The organism is Streptomyces prunicolor (assembly GCF_045162825.1).
GTDB lineage: Bacteria > Actinomycetota > Actinomycetes > Streptomycetales > Streptomycetaceae > Streptomyces > Streptomyces prunicolor.
On record NZ_CP108676.1, the window covers coordinates 4,847,409 to 4,867,606 of the forward strand.

A 20,198-nucleotide genomic window follows, 5' to 3' on the forward strand; every position below is an offset into this window, starting at 1 on the left:
CACCCCACCACTGACATCGAGGACGACGGACAGACGGACACTTGACCTCAAGCGCACTTGAGGTCGAAGAGTGACCCCATGCAGGCCATACGACTCCACGCCTTCGGCCCCGCCGAGAACCTCACCCACGAACCCGTCGACGCCCCCTCCCCCGCCCCCGGCCAGATCCGGATCGCCGTGGCCGCGGCCGGAGTCCACCTCCTGGACACCGTGCTACGGAGGGGAGAGCGGGGCCCGCTCCCCACGCTCCCCGCCCTCCCCACCATCCCCGGCCGCGAGGTCGCCGGTGTCGTCGAGTCGCTCGGTGACGGGGTCTCCGGGCTGTGGCTCGGGAAACGGGTGGTCGCGCATCTCGGGCTCGCGCCGGGCGGATACGCCGAGTCGACCGTGGTCGATGTGGACCGGGTGCACGAGATCCCGGCGAACCTGGACTTCGCACAGGCCGTCGCGATGATCGGGACGGGACGTACGGCGATGGGGATCGTGCAGTTCAGCAAGCTGGACGGCGACTCCGTGGTCGTCGTACCGGCCGCCGCCGGAGGTCTCGGCACCCTGCTCGTGCAGTACGCCGCGCACGCCGGTGCCACCGTCGTCGGCCTCGCGGGCGGCCCGGACAAAGCCGCCCTCGTCCGCGCGAACGGCGCCGATCTCGCCGTCGACTACACGGACCCGGAGTGGCCGGGGAAAGTACGCGCCTGGCTGGGTGGGCGGCACGCGACCGTCGTGTTCGACGGGGTGGGCGGAGCCCTAGCAAGACAGACCGTCGACCTCCTCGGGCCGAACGGCCGGCACATCGTCTTCGGATGGTCGAGCGGGCAGCCGTACACCCGCGAAACCGCAGGTGTGTCCGAACAGGTGCTGGGGCCCGCGATGATGCGGAAGGCCGGCGGCCCGAGCCCCATCCGAACCCTGGAGTTGCGCGCGCTCGCCGAGGCGGCGGAGGGACGACTCACACCGACCGTCCAACGATTCCCGCTGGCCGCGGCGGCGGACGCGCACCGGGCGCTGGAGAACCGGAAGACAACCGGAAAGGTGGTCCTGGAACCATGACCACACCGAACGTACGCACGAATACGACTGGGGATGCGATACCTACCGATTCATGGTCTTCTGACCAGATGAGCGTCACCCGATCAGGTGAATCAAGCGCGGCTACCGGTCCCGATCCCCGGCGCTGGTGGGGCCTGGTGATCATCGCTCTCGCGCAGCTCATGGTCGTCCTCGACGCGACGATCGTGAACATCGCACTCCCCTCCGCACAGCGCGACCTGGGCATGTCCGACGGCAACCGGCAGTGGGTCATCACCGCGTACACGCTCGCCTTCGGTGGACTGCTCCTCCTGGGCGGCCGGATCGCCGACCTCGTGGGCCGCAAACGGACGTTCATCATCGGCCTGATCGGCTTCGCCGGTGCCTCCGCACTCGGCGGCGCGGCCACCACCTCGGGCATGCTCTTCGGCGCCCGCGCCCTGCAGGGCGTCTTCGCCGCCGTCCTCGCCCCCTCCGCGCTCTCCCTCCTCACCACGACCTTCACCGACCCGAAGGAACGCGGAAAGGCCTTCGGGATCTACGGCGCGCTCGCGGGCAGCGGTTCGGCGATCGGCTTCATCGCGGGCGGTCTGCTCACCGAGTACCTGAACTGGCGCTGGTGCCTGTACGTGAACATCCCCATCGCGATCATCGCCGTCTTCGGCGCCGTCGCCCTCCTCCACGACCGCCCGGGCCACTCCGGCGCCCGCCTCGACGTACCCGGCGTACTGCTCGGCTGCGGCGGACTCGTCGCGATCGTCTACGGCTTCAGCGAAGCGGAGCCACGCGGCTGGACGGACTCCCTGGTCCTCGGCCTGTTCGCGGCCGGGGCGGTCCTCCTCGCGTCCTTCGTCTGGTGGCAGACCAGAGCCCCCAGCCCCCTCCTCCCCCTCCACATCGTCAAGGACCGCAACCGGGCCGGCTGCTTCCTCACCATGGGCCTCGCCACCATCGGCATGTTCGGCATGTTCCTGTTCATGACCTACTACCTCCAGGTCATCCTCGACTACTCGCCCGTGAAGACCGGCCTGGCCTTCCTGCCCCTCACGGTCGCGATCATCATCGGCTCGACCCAGATCTCGGCCCGCCTGATGCACCACGTACCGCCGCGCACCCTGATGGTGCCGGGCGCGATCCTCGCGGCAACCGGCATGTCCTTCTTCACCCGCCTGACGGTCAACTCGGACTACACGACCGAACTACTCCCCGGCCTCCTGCTGATGGGCCTCGGCATGGGCCTGATCTTCATGCCGGTCTTCGCGACCGCCACGGCCGGAGTCGCCCCGCAGGACTCGGGCGTGACCTCCGCGACCGTCAACACCGCCCAGCAGGTGGGCGGTTCGATCGGTACGGCCCTCCTCAACACGATCGCCACCACCAGCAGCACGGCCTACATCGCCGCCCACCTCACCAACCCGGCCCAGAAGGCCCTGATCACCAGCAAGGGCATCGTCCACGGCTACACGGTCGCCGTCTGGTGGGCCGTAGCCGTCATGCTCACGGCGGGACTCGTAGCGGGCCTCATGGTGACGGCACGAGCCCCCAAACACGGGGCGACGGCGCAGTCACCGGTACCCGAGCCCAAGTCAGTGGCGTGAGCACCCCGGCCACCCGCGCACGGCGGCAAGGCGACGTGTCGGGGGGGCCGCCCGCAGCGGTTGGCGCGTCAACACGGGTGAGTCGGTGAACGCCGGTCCCCGCGCCAATCCGAGGACGGACACCCCCCGGCGCGGCGCCGACCCCCTACGACGGCCCGGCAAACCACAACGCACCGGCACCCAGACACAGAGCCGCACCCCAACCCCCCCCCAGGGGCGCGGGGAACTGCGCGACCAGCCACACTCAACCCGCACCCGACGACTCTCAGTGCCGCCCAGCCACCCGATCAGCAAGCCGCGCCAACCGACTCGACTCCGCGCTGTACCCGCCCAGTTCCCGCCGATCCGCCGCCCGATACGTCGCGTACATCCCCTGCACCCCCAGCCAACGGAACGGCTCCGGCTCCCACTTCCGCACCTTGTGCCCGACCCACGGCAGCGCGGTCAGATCAGTCGCCCCCGCCTGCCCCGAGTCCAGCTGGACCAGATCCCGCAACGTCCGTGCAGCGAGATTCGTCGTAGCCACCCCAGAGCCGACGTAACCCCCCGCCCACCCCAGTCCCGTAGACCGATCCAACGTCACCGTCGCGCACCAGTCCCGCGGCACCCCCAGAACCCCCGACCACGCATGCGCGACCCGCACCCCCGCAAGCGACGGAAAGAACCGCACGAGAATCTCCCGCAACGCCTCGACCGTCGCCGCCTGCGTCCGCCCGTCGTTGTCGGTCCGCGACCCGAAGCGATACGGCACCCCACGCCCACCCAACGCGATCCGCCCATCGGCGGTGCGCTGCGCGTACATGTACGCGTGCGCCATGTCACCCAGCGTCTCCAGACCGCCCCACCCCACCGACTCCCACTGCGCCGCACTGAGCGGCTCGGTGGCGATCATCGAGGAGTTCATCGGCAACCAGGTCCGCCGCTGCCCCTTGAGACTCGCGGTGAACCCCTCCGTACACCGCAGAACATAGGGCGCGCGAACAGTGCCGTACGGCGTCACCGCGTGCTTGGGCCGAATCTCGGTCACCGGCGTCGACTCATGAATGGTGACGCCCAACCCCTCCACCACCGCCGCAAGCCCCTTCACCAGCTTCACCGGATGCAGCCGCGCCCCGTGCGGCGTCCACGTGGACCCGACGGCGTCCACGACCCGGATCCGCTCACCGGTCTCCCGCGCGCCGTACAACTCGCGATCCGTCTCGCCGTACGACAGCTCGTGCTCGTGGAAGGCCTTCAGCCGCGCCAACTGAGCGGGCGTACAAGCGACTTCGAGCACCCCGCCCCGATGGATGTCGGCCTCGATCCCTTCCGCCTCCGCCACCGCGACGACCTCGGCGACGGTGTCGTTCATGGCCTTCTGCAACCGCACGGCTCCATCCCGGCCATGGAGTTTCGCGTACCGATCGCGACCGGCGATGCCGTTGTACAGCCACCCACCGTTCCGCCCCGAGGCGCCGTACCCGCAGAACTTCTGCTCCAGGACGGTGACCCGGAGGAAGGGCGCCGCCTTCTTCAGGTAGTACGCGGTCCACAGCCCGGTGTACCCGCCGCCGACGATCACGACATCGGCGGAGGCGTCACCCCCGAGCGGCTCCCGTCGCGCCGGAAAGCCGTCATCCGCGTACCAGAAGGAGACGCCACCGTTCACGACACCACTCACCGAGCTGCTCATGCCCGGACGCTAACCCCTGAGCGCGGCGACTGTCTCCTTCGGATTCCATGCTTTTCCACAGCCCCTGACCAGCGGATAACACGCCAGCCCGATCACCACGGACGTGAAATGCCCAAGATCGGTGAAGGTCCGGCCGGTGGCCAACGGCACCCCGTACACGGCCAGTACGACCACCAGATACGGATACCTCCACGGCACCGCGATCCGGTACACCAGCACCCCGACCACCCCCGCCAGTGCGTAACTCACGCCGATATCAAGGGTGTTGACCGCGGACTGCGGCGCCACGCCCCTCCTGATCGCCTCCAGCAGCGCGCCCTCGCTGATCAGCGTGGCCAGCACATGCGCGGCCACGCACACCATCAGCCACCGCGCCGTCCCGAGCCACCGCTCCGCCTGCGCGTGGAACACCGTGTAGAGCACCGCATACGGCAGCCAGCGCCCGCCGTCTATCCACATCGCGCTCGCGAACAGCACCCGCACCGGATTGTTCGACAACTCGTGGATGTTGGTGGACCGCTGCCGCAGGAACTCCTGCTCGAACTCCGGCGACATGTGGTGCACGGCGACCGTGGTGACGAACAGGATCCCCAGCCAGACGTACGTGCCGGGGGCGCTGCGGACGTACGCCCACACCCTGTGGAGGCCCCGGGTAATTCGCATGAGCCGATTCACGCACGCAAGTATCGTCGGAGCCGTGATCGACATTCCGGCCGCGCTGGTCGCCAGTTACGAGAGTTTCGGCGGGAGGGCGGGAGAGGCCTTCGCCACCGCTCTCCGGGAGCGGGCCGCGCGGTTCCTCGACCAGTGGGAGCTGCGCCTCGACGGACCGTCGATGAACGGCCGGTGCGCGCTGGTCCTGCCCGTGCTGCGGGCGGACGGGACACCGGCCGCGCTCAAGCTCCAGGACGTGGACGAGGAGACGGCCGGGGAGCCGGTCGCACTGCGGGTCTGGGACGGCGAGGGGGCCGTACGGCTGCTGGAGGCCGACGCCGACACGGGCACGCTGCTGCTCGAACGGCTGGACTCGGGCCGGGTGTTGGCGGATCTGCCGGACTCCCGCGAGGCCACGCTGGTCATCGCCCGGCTGCTGGCCCGCCTGACAGCCGTCGAGGCACCGGCGGGGCTGCGGCGGCTCGGTGACATCGCGGCACAGTTGCTGGACCGGACCTCGGCGGTGCTGGACCGCGTATCCGACCCGGCCGAGCGGCGGCTGCTCGCGGACTGCGCGGCGGCGGTGCGCGAGGTCGTCGACGAACCGGGCGACCGGCTGCTCCACTGGGACCTGCACTTCGAGAACGTGCTGGCCGCGGACCGCGCCCCCTGGCTCGCCATCGACCCCAAGCCGCTCGCGGGCGACCCCGGCTTCGACCTCCTCCCGGCCCTGTGGAACCGCTTCGACGCGGACGAGGTCGGGTGGCGGTTCGACGCCATGACGGAGGTGCTCGGCCTGGACCGGGACCGGGCACGCGCCTGGACGCTGGGCCGGGTGCTGCAGAACGTGCTGTGGGCGGTGGAGGACGGGCGTCCGGCGGCGCCGGATCACCTGGAGATCGGCCGGCGGCTGCGCGGCTGAGGCGTGGGCGTCACGCCCACGCCGGTGTCCAGGTCTCCGTGTCGGAGGCGGCGGGCCGCGTGGTGTGAAGGTGATCGCGGAGGGCGGCCAACGCGGGATGCCGGTTGTCCCGGTGCCGGACCAGGGAGTGCGGATACACCGGGGTCGGATTCCGTACGGCGATACGGCGCAGGTCGTGACCGGCGGGCCAGACCAGCCGGGTCTGCTCCCCGACGAGGGTCGCCAGCGAACGGGACCCGGCGATGGTGTCCAGCAGCGGCTCCACCCCGAAATCGGGCCCGTTGCTCTCGATGGTGAGTCCGAAGGCCGCGGCGAGCGCGTCGTAGTAGGCCGCCCACTCGGTGCCGGGGACGAGGCCGGGCATCCAGATCCGGTGCCCGACGAGGTCGGCCGGGGTGAGGGTGCGGGCGACGGCGAGTTCGTGGGCCGGGCCGGTGAGGAGCTGGACGGGTTCGTCGAAGGCCCGGCTGACCTCGATGTCGTCGGGGAGCCGGCGTCCGGTCATCGTGACGGCGCGGAAGGACGCGTCGACCGTGCCGGAGCGGATGGCTTCCACTGCCGCGTCGGCGTCGAAGAGGGTCACGACGTCGAGTTCGAACTCGGGGCGGGCGCGATGGAAGTCCCGTAGGAGCGCGGCCGGGGCGAGCCCGCGGCCGATCACGTCGACGCGCAGGGCGCGATGGCCGGGCCGGACGGAGGCGAACGCCCGCGCCTCGGCGCGCAGCAGATCGCGGGCGGGCGGCAGGAACGCCCGCCCGTCGACGGTCAGTTCGGCCCCGCGCGGGGTCCGCGCGAAGAGCCGTACGCCGACGGTCCGCTCCAGCGCGGCGATCCGCTTGGAGACCGCCTGCTGGGTGATCGACAACTCCATGGCCGCGTCCTGGAAGCGGCCCGCGTCCGCGATGGCCACGAAGGTGCGCACAGCGTCGAGATCCACGTCGGCGAAGATACTGGCGGCCACTGACAATCGCCGTTCATCAGCGGATACAACCAGCGGTTGTGGATTCGCGGCGAGTCGGTTGTTTGATCTCGGCGTCCGGCACTCGCTTTGATGCCGGTGGCCGAAGTCGTGGCCGTGGTCGTGGCCGTGGTCGGCGGGTAGGTGTCCTGGAAAAGTGTGTCAGTTTCGCCGAAAGTGTCACACTTTTCGGGAGAGGGTGGGGCAGGGATGGCAGGGAGGCGGGCGCTCGGGCGCCGATTCGGGTGGCTGTGGGCGTCGTTCGCGGTCAGCTCGTACGGCACCGGGCTCGGGTTCGGCGCGTTCCCCTTCATGGCGATCCTCGTGCTGCACTCCGGGCCGACCCAGGTGGCGGTGCTGGCCGCCTCGGGGCGGGCGGTGGGGGCCCTGGTCGCCGTACCGCTGGGGCCGTGGGTGGAGTTCCGCCGCAAGCGGCCCGTGATGATCGCGATGGACCTGACCCGGTTCGCGGCGCTGCTGACGGTCCCCGTCGCGTTCGCGTTCGGGCTGCTCACCTTCGCCCAGCTCCTCGTGGTCTCCGTCGTCGTCGCCGCGGCGAACATCGCCTTCAACGCGGCCAGCGGCTCGTATCTGAAGGCGCTCGTGCCGCCGGAGGACCTGCTCGTCGCCAACTCCCGCTTCGAGTCGACGACTTGGACCTCGACCATGCTCGGACCGCCGCTCGGCGGAGCCGCGATCGGCCTGTTCGGCCCGGTGACGACGGTGGTGGCCGATGCCGCCAGTTATCTGCTCTCGGCCCTCGGCATCCGGGCCATCGGCGGGACGGAACCGCGCCCGCAGCGGAGCGGTGCGCCGCGGCTGCGCGCGGGCGATCTGCTCGACGGCTGGCGCTACCTCCTCGCCCACCCCACCCTGCGCCCGCTGCTCCTCAACGCGATGGTGGTCAACGGCCTGATCATGGCCGCCGAGCCGCTGCTCGCCGTACTCATGCTGGGTCGCCTCGGATTCTCGCCCTGGCAGTACGCCCTCGCGCTCGCGGCCTCCTCCGGCGCCGGGGGCTTCGTCGGCTCGCGCCTCGCGCGCCCGCTCGCGGCCCGGTTCGGGCAGCACAGGGTGCTGCGGGTCTCCGGGGTGCTGCGCGCGTGCTGGCCGGTCGGGCTCGCGTTCGTCCGGCCCGGAGTCCCCGGGATGCTCCTCGTCATCGGCGTCCAACTCGGCCTGGTGACCTGCATCGGCGTCTTCAACCCCCTGCTGGCCACCAGCCGACTCGAACACACCGCCCCCGACCGGGTCGCCCGCACCCTGACCGCCTGGTCGGTCAGCACGAGTGCGGCGATCGCGACGATGACGGCGGCATGGGGGGTGCTGGCAGCCGCGGCCACCCCGCGCACGGCGATCGCGATCGCGGGGGTCCTGCTCCTGGCGAGCCCGCTCCTCCTCCCCCGCCGCGAGCACACTCCCCGTACCGAGCCCGGCAAGGACGCGAGCCCGTCTACCCTCTCGGCATGATCCGCACCGCGACCCCCACCGACATCCCCGTCATCCACGCCCTGATCCGCGAACTCGCCGCCCACTCGAAGGAACCGCAGGAGGCGAAGGCGAGCCCGGAGCAGCTCCACTCGGCCCTCTTCGGCGAACACCCCGCCGCCCACGCCCACATCGCGACCGACGACACCACCGGCGAACCGGTCGGCTTCGCCCTGTGGTTCCTCAACTTCTCCACCTGGCGCGGCGTCCACGGCATCTACCTGGAGGACCTGTACGTCCGCCCGACCGCCCGCGGCACCGGCCACGGCAAGGCCCTCCTCACCGAACTGGCCCGCATCTGCGTCGAACGCGGCTACGAGCGCCTGGAGTGGTCCGTCCTCAACTGGAACCGCCCCTCGATCGACTTCTACGAGGCGCTGGGCGCCCGGCCCCAGGACGAGTCCACGGTGTATCGACTGACGGACGGGGCGTTGCGGAAGTTGGGGGCACCGCACGGGAGTTGAGGGCCGACGGCGAAAATTGGCGCGCACGATCATGTGGAGACTGGGCAGGGTCCGGGCATGAGCTTCACGAATATGCCAACTTTTTTACCGGGCCTCGAACTCTCCCGCCGTTTCTACACAGAGACCGTCCGCCCGCTCCTCGAGGACGCCGCCCCCGACCTCCCGCACTCCGCCGCCCGCATCGGCAGCGGCTCCGAGGTCCTCGGCTACGACACCCCGCGCTCGACCGACCACGACTGGGGCCCGCGGCTCCAGCTCTTCCTCCGCCCCCGTGACGTCCCCCGGCACGCGGGCCGCATCAGACACCACCTCGCCGAGCACCTCCCGAAGGCCTTCCACGGCCACCCGACCCACGACTGCGTCGAAGTCACCCACACCACGGCCTGGTTCACGGCGACCCTCGGCTTCGACCCCACGCACGACATCACCGCCGCCGACTGGCTGAGCACCCCCACGCAACTCCTCGCGGAGGTCACAGGGGGCGCGGTCTTCCACGACGGCCTGCACGAACTGGGCCCCCTGCGCCACAACCTCCGCTGGTACCCCCGTGACGTCTGGCTCCACGTCCTGGCCCGCCACTGGAACCGCATCTCCCAGGAGGAGGCCTTCGTGGGCCGCTGCGGCGAGGTGGGCGACGAACTCGGCTCGGCGATGGTCGCCGCCCACCTCACCCGGCACCTGATGCGCCTGTGCCTCCTCATGGACCGCCGCTACCCCCCGTACAACAAATGGCTGGGCACCGCCTTCTCGCGCACGACGGCCGGCCACCGTCTGATCCCGGTCCTCACCGCGGCCCTCTCCGCCACGGACTGGCACACGAGGGAGAAGCACCTCGCCTACGCCTACGAAGCGGTGGCGGGCATCCACAACCAACTGGACCTGACCGACCGCGTCGACCCGGCCACCCGCCCGTACCACTCCAGACCCTTCCGCGTCCTGCACGCCGAACGCTTCGCCGGAGCCCTCACCGCCCGCATCACGGACCGAGCGCTGAGGGAACTGCCCGACGAGATCGGCGCCGGGTCCACGTACGAAGGCTGACTCGGCCCGGTCCGCGCCGGTCCGCCTGGCCAAGATCGGGCGGGTGGCGGAGCAGGGCGCGGTTTCACGCGGCAGGAGCAGCCATTCCGATGGTCGCCGGGCGGCTCGCTCACGCTCCGTCGCTCACCGAGGCCCCGGCCCGCCGCCGAACGCGTTTGGCGCAGCAGTTCCGCGTCCTGCTTCGGGACCGCGAGGTCGTACGTCCCGGCGCCGGTGACGAGTTCGTACCGCTCGAACTTCGGCGCGAGCCGGACCTTCCCGGCCGCCGGCTTCAGCCGGAACGGTGCCTGGAGGGTCGCGCTTCGGCCGCCCCGCGTATCCCTGCCGGATCCATGTCCAGCGCAGCAGCACGTCCAGCACGGTCTGGGTGCCGGCGGAACGGCGTTCCGCGCGTATGCCCGTCATTTTCCCGCCCCGGTCGCCAGTACCGCGTCCACGAATTCCTGCGGCGGCCGGTACCCGTGGTCCGCCACGTAATGCACGACCAGCGCCGGGGCGGCGTAGACACGGCCTTCGCCGCCCCGCACATGGACCTCTCCGCTGCCGATGAACACATCGCGGAACCTGACGTTCTGCCGCGCTTCCTGAAAGGTCGGGCAGAAGGCGCAGAAATGCATGCCCCGGTAGACGTTCACCGTGTCCTTGGCCAGCTCCAGGAGGGCTTCCACGAATCCCTCGGGAACGTCGCCGCGCGGGACCTCCTGCCCCTCGGCGAGCCACCCGACGTTCAGCAGGGACGCGCCGGAGTCCGCGCCCTCACCCGTCTCGTCCACGTCGTCGGAGTAGTCGTACGGGCTGAGGTCCTTGTAGTACGCCATCGCTCACCTCCTCCTGGGGTCCATATGTTCGCGGCAGATCACGACGCGCGGGGCACCGACCCCCTTGCCCACCCGCAGGCTCCTTGCCGTCCGGTCAGGCCTCGATGTCGACGACGATCTTGGCGTCGGCCGAGCCGTCCTCGACGGCCGTGTGGGCCTGGGTGACCGTGTCCAGGGTGTAGCGGCGGGGGTCCAGCAGTGGCTTGAGCAGGCCCGCGTCGGCCAGGGCGGCGGCTTCGCGCAGGATCTCGCCGTGGTGCTCGCGGCCCTTGCCGGTGAGCATGGGCAGCAGGGTGAAGACCCCGGAGTAGGTGGCGCCGCGGAAGGAGAGCGGGGCCAGGCTGTGACTGCCCCAGCCCAGGGCGCTCAGGACGTGGCCGGTGTAAGTGCGCACCGCGGCGAAGGAGTTGTCGAGGACAGCGCCACCGACGGTGTCGAAGACGATGTCGAAGCCTTCGCCACCGGTGTGGGCGGCGACGTACTCCTCCACCTCGGTGCCGGCGTAGTCGATCGCGGTGGCGCCGAGCCCGCGGACGGTCCCGGCGTCGGCGGCCGAGGCGGTGGCGAAGACCTCGGCGCCGCGGGCACGGGCGATCTGTACCGCGACGTGGCCGATGCCGCCCGCGCCGCCGTGCACCAGGACCTTGTGCCCGGCGCCGACCCGGGCCCGGTCCACCAGGCCCTCCCACGCGGTGACGACCGACAGCGGCAGCGCGGCGGCCTCGCGCATGCTCAGAGCGGCGGGCTTGTGGGCGAGCAGGCGGGCGTCGGCGGCGGCGTACTGCGCCAGCGATCCCTGCAGGTCACCGACGCCGCCGCTCAGCCCGTACACCTCGTCGCCGACGGCGAAGCCGGTCACCTGCGGCCCGACCTCCTCGACCGTGCCGGCCAGGTCCAGGCCCAGCACCGCGGGCAGGACAGCGCGGGCGTGGGCGGCCTGACCGGCGCGGATCTTGGTGTCCAGGGGGTTCACACCGCTGGCGGCGATCCTGACCAGGACCTGGCCGGCGCCGGGCACCGGCTCGGCGATGTCGGCCAGTTCCAGCGGGGTGGCGAATTGTCTGAGCACGGCTGCGCGCATGGTCACTGTCTTTCGGTGGGTGGGGGCGGGTGGTGGCCGCCGTCATACGGGGCGGTGGAGGTGAGGGTGCGTGGCTTCGGTTGGGTGCGGGGTGCGGGGTGCGGGTGGGTGGGGGCTTGTTGTGCCCCGCGTGCGGCATCCGGCGGTGGGCGCGCGGGGTGCCGGGCGCTGCGGATCCCGGGGGCATCGTCGCCGCGGGGATCACGGCTGGAGGAGCCACTGGGCCTCGGTGCTCGCGCGTGAGGGGCGCCAGTCGATGACCGTGTGCGTGGCCACCTCGGCGATGCCGAACGGGTCCAGGGTCAGGATGCGGCCCAGTGCCTCGCGGTCGGCGGCCCGGGCCAGGACGACGCCGCCCGTCCTGGGGTCCTGGCGGCCCGAGGCTAGGAAGTGGCCGGCCGCGTAGTTCTCCTCCAGCCAGGCGTTGTGGGCCTCCAGGTGACGGTCGATCTCTTCGAGCGGCGCGGTGTAGTTCAGGATCACGATGAACATGGCGGGCACTTCCGATCTTCGGACGAGACGGGACGGGAGGGTCAGGGGAGGTGACGGGACGGTCAGGGGAGGTGACGGGGCGGTCAAGGGGGTTGCGGCGGTAGGGGTCAGGCCGGCTGGACCCGGGCCCAGAAGTCGTTGAACTCGACGCTGTCGAAGAACGCGACCGCGCTCACGATCCGTTGCTCACGCATCGTCAGGAACCAGGCGTAGGTGTTGTCGTAGCGCGAGCCGTCCCGCACCGTCGCGCTCGCGTCGAACAGGGCGACCACGGTGTCCCCGTCGGCGTACAGCGCACGGACGGACGGCACCAGGGGGCTGCTCATCCGGGCGTTGAACGGATGGATGACCGCGTCGAGGAACGCCTCGCGGGTGGGGTAGGTGCCGGAGGCGACGCTGTTGCCGACGATGGTCCAGTCGGCGTCCTCGGCCAGCAGGTCGAACACCCCGCCGGTGCCGGCGGCCCAGGCGTCGAACGCCTCCGCGACCAGCTGCTTGTTGGTTTTCTCGGACATGGGGTTTCTCGTTTCATCGGTGAGGGGTGGCGTGCGGACGGTGCGAGATGGTTGGCGGACGGTGAGGGACTCGGCGGCTGTGCCGTCCCTGTGTCCATGGTCGTCGCCGCCCCACCGCCGGGCATGAGTCATCCGACCCGGGTTTCACCGACCCCGGCCCACCTGGGCGGACACGGGCAGCGGCCCGGTGCGCTCGGCACCGGCACCCGGCACACCCGGTGCGGGGATGTCGCCGTAGGCCGCACGGCTCTGACAGCTCCGACCCGAGGGCGGCGCCACGCAAAGACCCTTCGCAGTCAGGTCGGATGACTGGTGCGGTGCGGATGACCCCGGGGCGACGCTTCAGTTGTCCCCGCCGCTCGGCAGGGACGACGCATCCCGACCCACCAAGGAGCACCCCATGCCGTTCGTCAACGTCAAGCTCGTCGACGGAGTGTTCACCACCCAGGAGAAGCACGACATGGCCGCCGCCCTCACCGAGGTCATGGTCAAGTTCGAGGGATCCGAGGCCTTCCGCGAGATCGTCTGGGTCCTCATCGAGGAACTGCACACCGACGGCTGGCACATCGGCGGCAAGCCCTTCGCCGGCCCCGCGACCCTCCTCGACACCCTCGGCCGCTCCGCCGCCACCTACCAGACCATCGACGGCCACCCCGTCACCCGCCCCGACCTCGCCAAGGCCGCCCCCTACCAGGAGAAGTGACCCCACCCGGCACGACTTTCGGCACGACCTGAAGAGGCACCACCTGAAAAGGAACGGCCATGCCCCTCACGCAGATCTCGCCCGTCATCCTCACCCTGGACGACGCGGCCACGGCCACCGCCGCAGGCGTCCACCAGGCCACTGAGCTCGGGGTCCCGTACACCTTCACGGTCCTCGACGGCGGCGGCAACACCGTGCTGGTGACCCGGATGGACGGTGCGGCGCTCGCCTCCATCGACACCTCCCGGGCCAAGGCCCGCACCTCCGTGTACTTCGGCGCCGCGACCGCCGACCTGGCCCCCGCCGTGCAGTCCGGCGCCCCGCTCTCCTCGATCCAGACCGCCACCACGTTCCCGCTGGCCTTCGTCGCCGGTGGCGTCCCGATCACCGACGCCCGCGGGGTCGTCGTCGGGGCGCTGGGCGCCGGCGGCGGATCACCCGCGCAGGACCACGAGGTCGCCGCGTTCGCGGTCCAGGCTCTGCGCCGGCCGTGAACCGGCGGTCCTGAACCGTCGGTCCTCCCGCTCCCCCTCCCCCTTGTTCCCGGCGCCCCCGCCGTCACATCGTCACGCCCACCCCTCTCCCACTCAGAAAGCGAAGCCATGCCCTACATCACCGTCGCCAAGGAAAACACCACCGACGTCGACCTCTACTACGAGGACCACGGCGAGGGCTCCCCCGTCGTGCTGATCCACGGCTACCCGCTGGACGGCAAGTCCTGGGAGCTGCAGATCCCGGCGCTCCTGAAGGCCGGACACCGCGTCATCACCTACGACCGCCGGGGCTTCGGCCAGTCCAGCCAGCCCACCACCGGCTACGACTTCGACACCTTCGCCAACGACCTCGACGTACTGCTCGACGTACTGCGCCTCAAGGACGTCGCCCTGGTCGGCTTCTCGATGGGTACCGGCGAGATCGGCCGCTACATCGGCGCCCACGGCACCGCCAACCTGCGCAAGGTCGCGTTCCTGGCACCCATCGAACCGTTCCTGCTGGAGACCCCCGACAACCCCACCGGCCTTCCGGCCAGCGTGTTCGACGGGATCGTCTCCGCCGCGGAGAAGGACCGGTACGCCTGGTTCACCAGCTTCTTCGACGACTTCTACAACCTCGACGTGAACCTCGGCACCCGCATCAGCGAGCAGGCGGTGCGCGGCAGTTGGGTCACCGCCACGCGCATGTCCCCGTTCGCGTCCTCGGCCGTGGTGCCCAGCTGGCACACCGACATGCGCGCCGACATCGCGAAGATCGACGTGCCGGCGCTCATCCTCCAGGGCACCGCCGACCGGATCCTGCCGATCGACGCCACCGGGCGACAGTTCACGAAGGCGGTGCCCGACGCACAGTACGTCGAGATCGACGACGCCCCGCACGGGCTGCTGTGGACCCACGCGGACCAGGTCAACGCGGCGCTCGTCGACTTCCTGGCTTCCTAGTCGTCACGCGGGCGGGCGGGAGCCCGGCCATTGCCAACTCCCGCCCGCCCGCGTACCACCCGCCCCGCCCGCCACTCCTACTTCCGCGGAGAAGAAATCAACCATGAACGCCAGTCCCCTCGTCCCCCTGCTCGACGCCTGGCAATGGCAGGCAGACGCCGCCTGCCGGGGCATGGCATCGGCCGTGTTCTTCTCGCCTCCCGGCGAACGCGGCCACCGCCGACGCAGGCGCGAACAACGCGCCGTAGAAGTCTGCCGGGCCTGCCCGGTCCTCGACAGGTGCGCCGCGTTCGCGCTGAGCACCCGTCAGCCGTACGGAATCTGGGGCGGCCTGACCGAAGACCAGCGTGACATCCCACGCCCCGAGTCGAGGGCCGCGTGAACGCGGCCGACCCGCCCCGGCAACAGAGGCTCCCGCCGCCCCGCCCGAAGTTTTAGACGAACCCTTATTCGATAAGGAAGGCAGACCATGTCACAGGAAACCGCACGTCCCGCCGACTCCTCCGGGGTCTACCGCCTCGGCGGCGACCTGCCCGTCAACCGGCTCGGCTACGGCACGATGCAGTTGACGGGCCCCGGAGTGTGGGGCGACCCCAAGGACCCCGAGGAGGCCGTGCGCGTGCTGCGCCGGGCCGCCGAGCTGGGCGTGAACTTCTTCGACACCGCCGACTCCTACGGCCCGTTCGTCAGCGAGCAGCTCATCCGCAAGGCCCTGCACCCGTATTCCGAGCACCTGGTGATCGCCACCAAGGGCGGGCTCTCCCGCTCGGGCCCGGGCGACTGGCGCGCGCTCGGCCGCCCCGAGTACCTACGTCAGCAGACCGAGCTGAGCCTGCGCCACCTGGGCGTGGAGCGGATCGATCTCTACCAGCTGCACCGCGTCGACCCCCAGGTCCCGCTGGCCGACCAGGTCGGCGAGCTGCTCCTCATGCAGCAGGAGGGCAAGATCCGCCACATCGGCCTGTCAGAGGTGACCGTGGAGCAGATCGAGGAAGCCCGGAAGATCGCGGACATCGTCTCCGTGCAGAACCTGTACAACCTGGCCGATCGCGGCGCCGAGGACGTCCTGGAGTACGCCGAGCGGGAAAACCTGGGCTTCATCCCGTGGTTCCCGATGGCCACCGGCCGGCTGGCGCGCCCGGGCGGCCCGCTGGACACGCTCGCCAAGGAGCACGGCGCGAGCCCCTCCCAGCTGGCCCTGGCCTGGCTGCTGCGGCGCTCCCCGGTGACGCTGCCCATCCCCGGCACCTCCCGCGTGGCCCACCTGGAGGAGAACACCCAGGCCGCACAGGTCACCTTGACCGACGTCCAGTTCCAGGCACTCAGCCAGGCCGTCTGACCAGCGCCCCGGCCCTGGCGGGCCCAGCGCACTCCCCTCCCCGCAGCCACCCCCTGGGCCGGGTCGCACGAGCCTCCGGCCCAGGGGGTTCCACACGCAAGCGACTGCATGGCACGGCCGACCTGCTGGACCTCGTCCTGACAGCCCATGGAGCACCGCCTGCCCCGGCTTCCCCCTCACCCGCTCACCCTCACCCCCCACCCAAGGAGATCCACCATGTCCATCCCCCGTCCCCGCCCGCGCGCCCTGCTCATCACCGCCGCCGTCACCGCTTCGGCCAGCCTGTCCCTGATCCCGCTGGCCTCCGCCCACACCACCCCAACCGCCACCCCCAAACCCACGGTGGTACTGGTCCACGGCGCCTTCGCCGACGCTTCCAGCTGGAACGGCGTGGTCGAGCGCCTGCAGCGCGACGGCTATCCGGTCATCGCTCCGGCCAACCCCTTGCGCGGCCTGGCCGAGGACTCCACCTACGTCGCCAGCGTGCTGACCAGTGTCAAGGGCCCGGTGATCCTGGTGGGCCACTCCTACGGCGGCGCCGTCATCTCCCAGGCCGCCGCCGGCGACCCCCAGGTCAAGGCCCTCGTCTACATCGCCGCGCTCGTCCCGGACAAGGGCGAGAAACTGAGCACGCTGTCCAACAAGTTCCCCGGTACCAACGAACTGGCCCCCGCCCTGCGCCCGGTGCCCTTCAGCAACTCCGACGGCACCGGCGGCTCTGACCTGTACGTCGACCCCACCCGCTTCCGGGCCGTGTTCGCAGCCGACCTGCCCGCTTCCCAAACCGTCGTGATGGGCGCCGAACAGCGCCCCGTCGCCGCCGCCGCGTTCGCCTCCTCGGCCACGGCCGCCGCCTGGCGCACCATCCCGTCCTGGGCCCTGGTCGCCCGGCAGGACGAGGCGCTGGGCGCACCGCTGGAGCGGTTCGAGGCCCGGCGTGCCCACGCGCACACCGTCGAGATCAACAGCTCCCACGTCGCGCTGATCTCCCATCCCGGCACCGTCACCCACCTCATCGAGGACGCCGCCACGACAACGGCCCGCTAGAGAATCGGTCCCCTGGAGAAGGGAAAGACGCAGTGCGGTGCGGCGTCGAATAGAGTCGGGACCGACAGGAGAAAGAGGCGCCTCCTCATGAGCGCAGAGCACCTGGGCACCGAAGGCCAGGGCGTCGCGACCGGCCTGACCGGCCGGTCCAGCGAACTGGACCTCATCCGAGCGGTGATCGACGACACCGCCCGGCTCGGCGGCTCGCTGACCCTGTTCGGTGATCCCGGTGTGGGAAAGTCCGCCCTGCTCGACGCCGCCGCCGATCTCGCCGACGCCCGGGGTATGAGGACGCTGCGCGCGGCCGGCGCCCAGTTCGAGGCCAATATCGCGTTCGCCGGCCTCAACCAGTTGCTGGTGCCGCTGGTCCCGCTGTTCGCGGAACTCGGCCCGGACCACGAGAGCGCACTACGCGTGGCACTGGGTTTCGGCGAGGGCGCGACGCCCTCACGCATCCTCATCTCGACCGCCGCGCTGTCCCTGCTCCTGCTCGCCGCACGGGAACAGCCGCTGGTCGCCATCGTCGACGACGCCCAGTGGCTCGACGACGCCAGCGCCGACGTCCTGTCCTTCGTGGCCCGACGGGTCGCCGGAACCCGGGTGCGGGTGCTCTCGACCGTCCGTACGACCGGGGAGCCACTGCGCGCTCGCGGCGACGTCAACAGCCTCACCATGCGTTCTCTGGACGACGCCGAGTCCGAGGCCCTGCTGCTCGCCCGCTACCCGGACCTGGCCGAACACGTACGCCGGCGCATCGTCTCCGAGGCCCAGGGGAACCCGCTCGCCCTCGTCGAACTGCCCGCGACGCTGGCCTCGGACCGGTACCCCACGGCGGACATGCTGCCCGCCGTGCTGCCGCTGACCGAACGGCTCACCCGGATCTTCACCGCCCGGATCGCCGCGCTCGCACCGGAGACCCGGGACCTGCTTCTGCTGCTCGCCCTGGACGGTTCGGGCCAGGCGCTGTCCACCGAGAGCGTGGTGGGCCCCGATGCCGCCGACCACCTCGACATCGCCGAACGCGAGCGGATCATCGTCGTCGACAGCCGCCACTCCGTCGTCTTCCGCCACCCGCTGGTGCGCTCCGCCGTCGTAGAACTGGCCCGTCCCGAGCAGCGGCGCAAGGCCCACCGGGCACTCGCCGGGTGTCGGCGTGCCGATCCGGGGCGTCGTGCCTGGCACCTCGCCGACGCCTCCTACGGCCCCGACGAGGAGGTGGCCACCCTGCTTCAGCGCGAGTCGATCCAGGCGCTCAAACGCGGGGACCCGTCCGCGGCGGTGGCGGCGATGACGCGGTCGGCCGATCTGAGCCCGGATCCCGAGCACCGGTCGCAACGCCTGGCCGGGGCCGCGTACTTCGCGGCCGAGGTGATGGGAGATCTCCAGTCGGTCTCCCAACTCCTCGCCGACGCGCGCCGATCGGACGCCGACGTCGGCTCGCTGGCGACCGCCTCGGCCGCGGCCTCGCTCATGCTGTACTCCGACGCAGACGTCGTCTCGGCGTTCCGGGTGCTCACCACCGCCCTGCGGGCCCCCGGGGCGGAGCCGACCGCGGAGGAGATCAACGCCGCGATCTGGGTCCTCTCGGTGATCGCCTCGCTCAACGGGCGCAAGGAGATGTGGGACCCCTACCTCGAACTGGTCGACAAATACCGCGACTTGCTGCCCGAGGGCCTGCTCGTCCGCTCCGAGGTCGTGTCCAATCCGGCCCTCGTCTCCGCGGAGGCACTGCGCACCCTGGACCAGGAGATCGCGACACTGACGACGGAGCTCGACCCCAGCCAGATCATCCGCGTCGGCTATGTCGCCAACGACGTCGATCGCCTCGCCGACCTGCGCGAACCGCTGCTGCGCGTCTGGCAGGACGCCGCCCGCACGGGGGCCGTCGCCTCCGTCACCAACGCGCTCATGCTGCTGTGCGCGGAGAGCTACCTCGCCGGCCGCTGGGACGACACCCAGCGCTTCGCGGAGGAGGGACTGGAGCGCGCCGAGTCGTACGGGTACGTCAACTTCATCTGGTTCCTGCACTACAGCAGGGCTCTCGCCGCGGCCGCGCTCGGTCAGCAGGAGGAGGCCGAGGAACCGCTGGAGGAAATGCTGGCCTGGTCGATCCCGCGCCAGGCCTTCATCGTGCCGCAGCACGTGTACCGCGTACGGACCCTCGCTGCGATCGGCCGCGGCGACTTCGAGACGGCGTACACAGAAGCGGCCAGGATCAGCCCACACGGACTCGAACCGGGCACCGCCCGCCAACTCCAACTCTTCGTCGCCTACGACCAGATCGAGGCCGCCGTCCGAACCGGCCGCACCGAACAGGCCCGGGAGTTCGTCGAAGCGATGCTGCGGATGGACATCACGAAGATCTCCACCCGCTGGGCGCTGCTCGTGGCCGCGGCACAGGGCCTGGTGTCCGAGGGCGAGGCGGCGAACGCCCACTTCGAACGGGCCCTCACAGCCGCGCCCGAGAACCTGTGGCCCTTCGAACGCGGACGCGTCCTGCTGGCCTACGGCGAACACCTGCGCCGGGAACGGGCCACCGTCGAATCACGCGTCCACATCAACGCCGCGCTGACGATCTTCGACCGGCTACGCGCCGCACCGTGGGCGGAGCGCGCCCGAACCGAACTGGGAGCGACCGGCGTCTCCCGGCGCCAGACCGGCTCGACGGACATCGCGCTCACTCCGCAGGAGTTGCAGATCGCCACGCTCGCGGCCTCGGGCCTGACGAACAAGGCGATCGGCGAACGGCTCCACCTGTCCGCTCGCACGGTCAGCGGCCACCTCTACAACGTGTTCCCGAAACTCGGCGTCACCGCCCGCGCGGGGCTGCGCGACGCACTCACGGCGCTCACGACGCGGGAGGATCCGCCGATCCCGGACGCGCCCTCGCCGCGGTCGGCCGCTTCGTGGCGGTCCAGCGGTAGACCGTGACGACCGGTGG

At 71.0% G+C, this 20,198-nt stretch carries 20 protein-coding genes; 13 read left to right on the forward strand and 7 right to left on the reverse strand.

The window, feature by feature from the left end; genetic code table 11:
* Window positions 1-78: 78 nt before the first annotated feature.
* Both OG588_RS21920 and OG588_RS21925 read left to right on the forward strand, forming a co-directional pair.
* A complete protein-coding gene (locus tag OG588_RS21920) occupies window positions 79-1,050 on the forward strand; it encodes a zinc-binding dehydrogenase (RefSeq protein ID WP_405948778.1) in 972 nt (323 codons plus the stop codon).
* Between the two features lie 68 nt (window positions 1,051-1,118).
* A complete protein-coding gene (locus OG588_RS21925) occupies window positions 1,119-2,627 on the forward strand; it encodes an MFS transporter (protein WP_405948779.1) in 1,509 nt (502 codons plus the stop codon).
* Window positions 2,628-2,892: 265 nt separating this feature from the next.
* Here OG588_RS21925 and OG588_RS21930 read toward each other — a convergent pair whose 3' ends face one another.
* Both OG588_RS21930 and OG588_RS21935 read right to left on the reverse strand, forming a co-directional pair.
* Window positions 2,893-4,299: an NAD(P)/FAD-dependent oxidoreductase gene (locus tag OG588_RS21930; RefSeq protein ID WP_405948780.1), complete on the reverse strand. Its 1,407-nt coding sequence runs from the start codon at window positions 4,297-4,299 to the stop codon at window positions 2,893-2,895.
* Window positions 4,300-4,308: 9 nt separating this feature from the next.
* Window positions 4,309-4,962, reverse strand: coding sequence for a rhomboid-like protein (locus tag OG588_RS21935; RefSeq protein WP_405948781.1), 654 nt, complete (start codon window positions 4,960-4,962; stop codon window positions 4,309-4,311).
* On the opposite strand from OG588_RS21935, the gene OG588_RS21940 reads away from it, so the two are divergent.
* On the forward strand, window positions 4,961-5,875 hold the full coding sequence (locus tag OG588_RS21940; RefSeq protein WP_405948782.1) for an aminoglycoside phosphotransferase family protein: 915 nt from the start codon (window positions 4,961-4,963) through the stop codon (window positions 5,873-5,875). The two genes, OG588_RS21935 and OG588_RS21940, sit on opposite strands and share 2 nt — an antisense overlap.
* A gap of 10 nt (window positions 5,876-5,885) precedes the next feature.
* Here OG588_RS21940 and OG588_RS21945 read toward each other — a convergent pair whose 3' ends face one another.
* Window positions 5,886-6,812 (reverse strand): LysR family transcriptional regulator, encoded by a 927-nt coding sequence (locus OG588_RS21945; RefSeq protein ID WP_405948783.1) that lies wholly within the window; start codon window positions 6,810-6,812, stop codon window positions 5,886-5,888.
* A 231-nt stretch (window positions 6,813-7,043) separates the two neighbouring features.
* Here OG588_RS21945 and OG588_RS21950 point away from each other — a divergent pair, with 231 nt between their 5' ends.
* From OG588_RS21950 to OG588_RS21960, 3 genes are read left to right on the forward strand one after another with little or no spacing between them, the layout of a single operon-like run.
* The gene (locus OG588_RS21950; protein WP_405948784.1) at window positions 7,044-8,303 is read left to right on the forward strand and encodes an MFS transporter; all 1,260 of its coding nucleotides are present in this window, start codon (window positions 7,044-7,046) and stop codon (window positions 8,301-8,303) included.
* Window positions 8,300-8,785 (forward strand): GNAT family N-acetyltransferase, encoded by a 486-nt coding sequence (locus OG588_RS21955; RefSeq protein WP_405948785.1) that lies wholly within the window; start codon window positions 8,300-8,302, stop codon window positions 8,783-8,785. Before OG588_RS21950 ends, OG588_RS21955 begins: the two co-directional genes overlap by 4 nt.
* A 57-nt stretch (window positions 8,786-8,842) precedes the next feature.
* Window positions 8,843-9,826 carry a DUF4037 domain-containing protein gene (locus OG588_RS21960; protein ID WP_405948786.1) on the forward strand — a complete coding sequence of 328 codons (984 nt, stop codon included), beginning with the start codon at window positions 8,843-8,845 and terminating at the stop codon, window positions 9,824-9,826.
* A gap of 401 nt (window positions 9,827-10,227) precedes the next feature.
* Here OG588_RS21960 and OG588_RS21965 read toward each other — a convergent pair whose 3' ends face one another.
* The 4 genes from OG588_RS21965 to OG588_RS21980 form a co-directional block, all read right to left on the reverse strand.
* Window positions 10,228-10,644: a hypothetical protein gene (locus OG588_RS21965; protein WP_405948787.1), complete on the reverse strand. Its 417-nt coding sequence runs from the start codon at window positions 10,642-10,644 to the stop codon at window positions 10,228-10,230.
* A gap of 94 nt (window positions 10,645-10,738) precedes the next feature.
* Window positions 10,739-11,725, reverse strand: a complete 987-nt coding sequence (locus tag OG588_RS21970; RefSeq protein WP_405948788.1) for a zinc-dependent alcohol dehydrogenase family protein — start codon at window positions 11,723-11,725, stop codon at window positions 10,739-10,741.
* Window positions 11,726-11,926: 201 nt separating this feature from the next.
* A complete protein-coding gene (locus OG588_RS21975; protein ID WP_405948789.1) occupies window positions 11,927-12,217 on the reverse strand; it encodes a YciI family protein in 291 nt (96 codons plus the stop codon).
* 107 nt (window positions 12,218-12,324) lie between these two features.
* Entirely contained in the window at window positions 12,325-12,732 is a 408-nt protein-coding gene (locus OG588_RS21980) for a nuclear transport factor 2 family protein (RefSeq protein WP_366093264.1), read from the reverse strand.
* Window positions 12,733-13,132: 400 nt separating this feature from the next.
* Here OG588_RS21980 and OG588_RS21985 point away from each other — a divergent pair, with 400 nt between their 5' ends.
* The 7 genes from OG588_RS21985 (at window position 13,133) to OG588_RS22015 (ending at window position 20,188) form a co-directional block, all read left to right on the forward strand.
* The gene (locus OG588_RS21985) at window positions 13,133-13,435 is read left to right on the forward strand and encodes a tautomerase family protein (RefSeq protein ID WP_019064730.1); all 303 of its coding nucleotides are present in this window, start codon (window positions 13,133-13,135) and stop codon (window positions 13,433-13,435) included.
* Window positions 13,436-13,494: 59 nt separating this feature from the next.
* Window positions 13,495-13,929 carry a heme-binding protein gene (locus OG588_RS21990; RefSeq protein WP_405948790.1) on the forward strand — a complete coding sequence of 145 codons (435 nt, stop codon included), beginning with the start codon at window positions 13,495-13,497 and terminating at the stop codon, window positions 13,927-13,929.
* Window positions 13,930-14,037: 108 nt separating this feature from the next.
* The gene (locus OG588_RS21995; RefSeq protein ID WP_405948791.1) at window positions 14,038-14,871 is read left to right on the forward strand and encodes an alpha/beta fold hydrolase; all 834 of its coding nucleotides are present in this window, start codon (window positions 14,038-14,040) and stop codon (window positions 14,869-14,871) included.
* Window positions 14,872-14,974: 103 nt separating this feature from the next.
* Entirely contained in the window at window positions 14,975-15,253 is a 279-nt protein-coding gene (locus OG588_RS22000) for a WhiB family transcriptional regulator (protein ID WP_405948792.1), read from the forward strand.
* An 87-nt stretch (window positions 15,254-15,340) separates the two neighbouring features.
* A complete protein-coding gene (locus OG588_RS22005) occupies window positions 15,341-16,210 on the forward strand; it encodes an aldo/keto reductase (RefSeq protein ID WP_405948793.1) in 870 nt (289 codons plus the stop codon).
* A gap of 216 nt (window positions 16,211-16,426) precedes the next feature.
* The gene (locus OG588_RS22010; protein WP_405948794.1) at window positions 16,427-17,257 is read left to right on the forward strand and encodes an alpha/beta fold hydrolase; all 831 of its coding nucleotides are present in this window, start codon (window positions 16,427-16,429) and stop codon (window positions 17,255-17,257) included.
* 87 nt (window positions 17,258-17,344) lie between these two features.
* On the forward strand, window positions 17,345-20,188 hold the full coding sequence (locus OG588_RS22015) for an AAA family ATPase (protein ID WP_405948795.1): 2,844 nt from the start codon (window positions 17,345-17,347) through the stop codon (window positions 20,186-20,188).
* The last annotated feature ends 10 nt before the right edge of the window (window positions 20,189-20,198 follow it).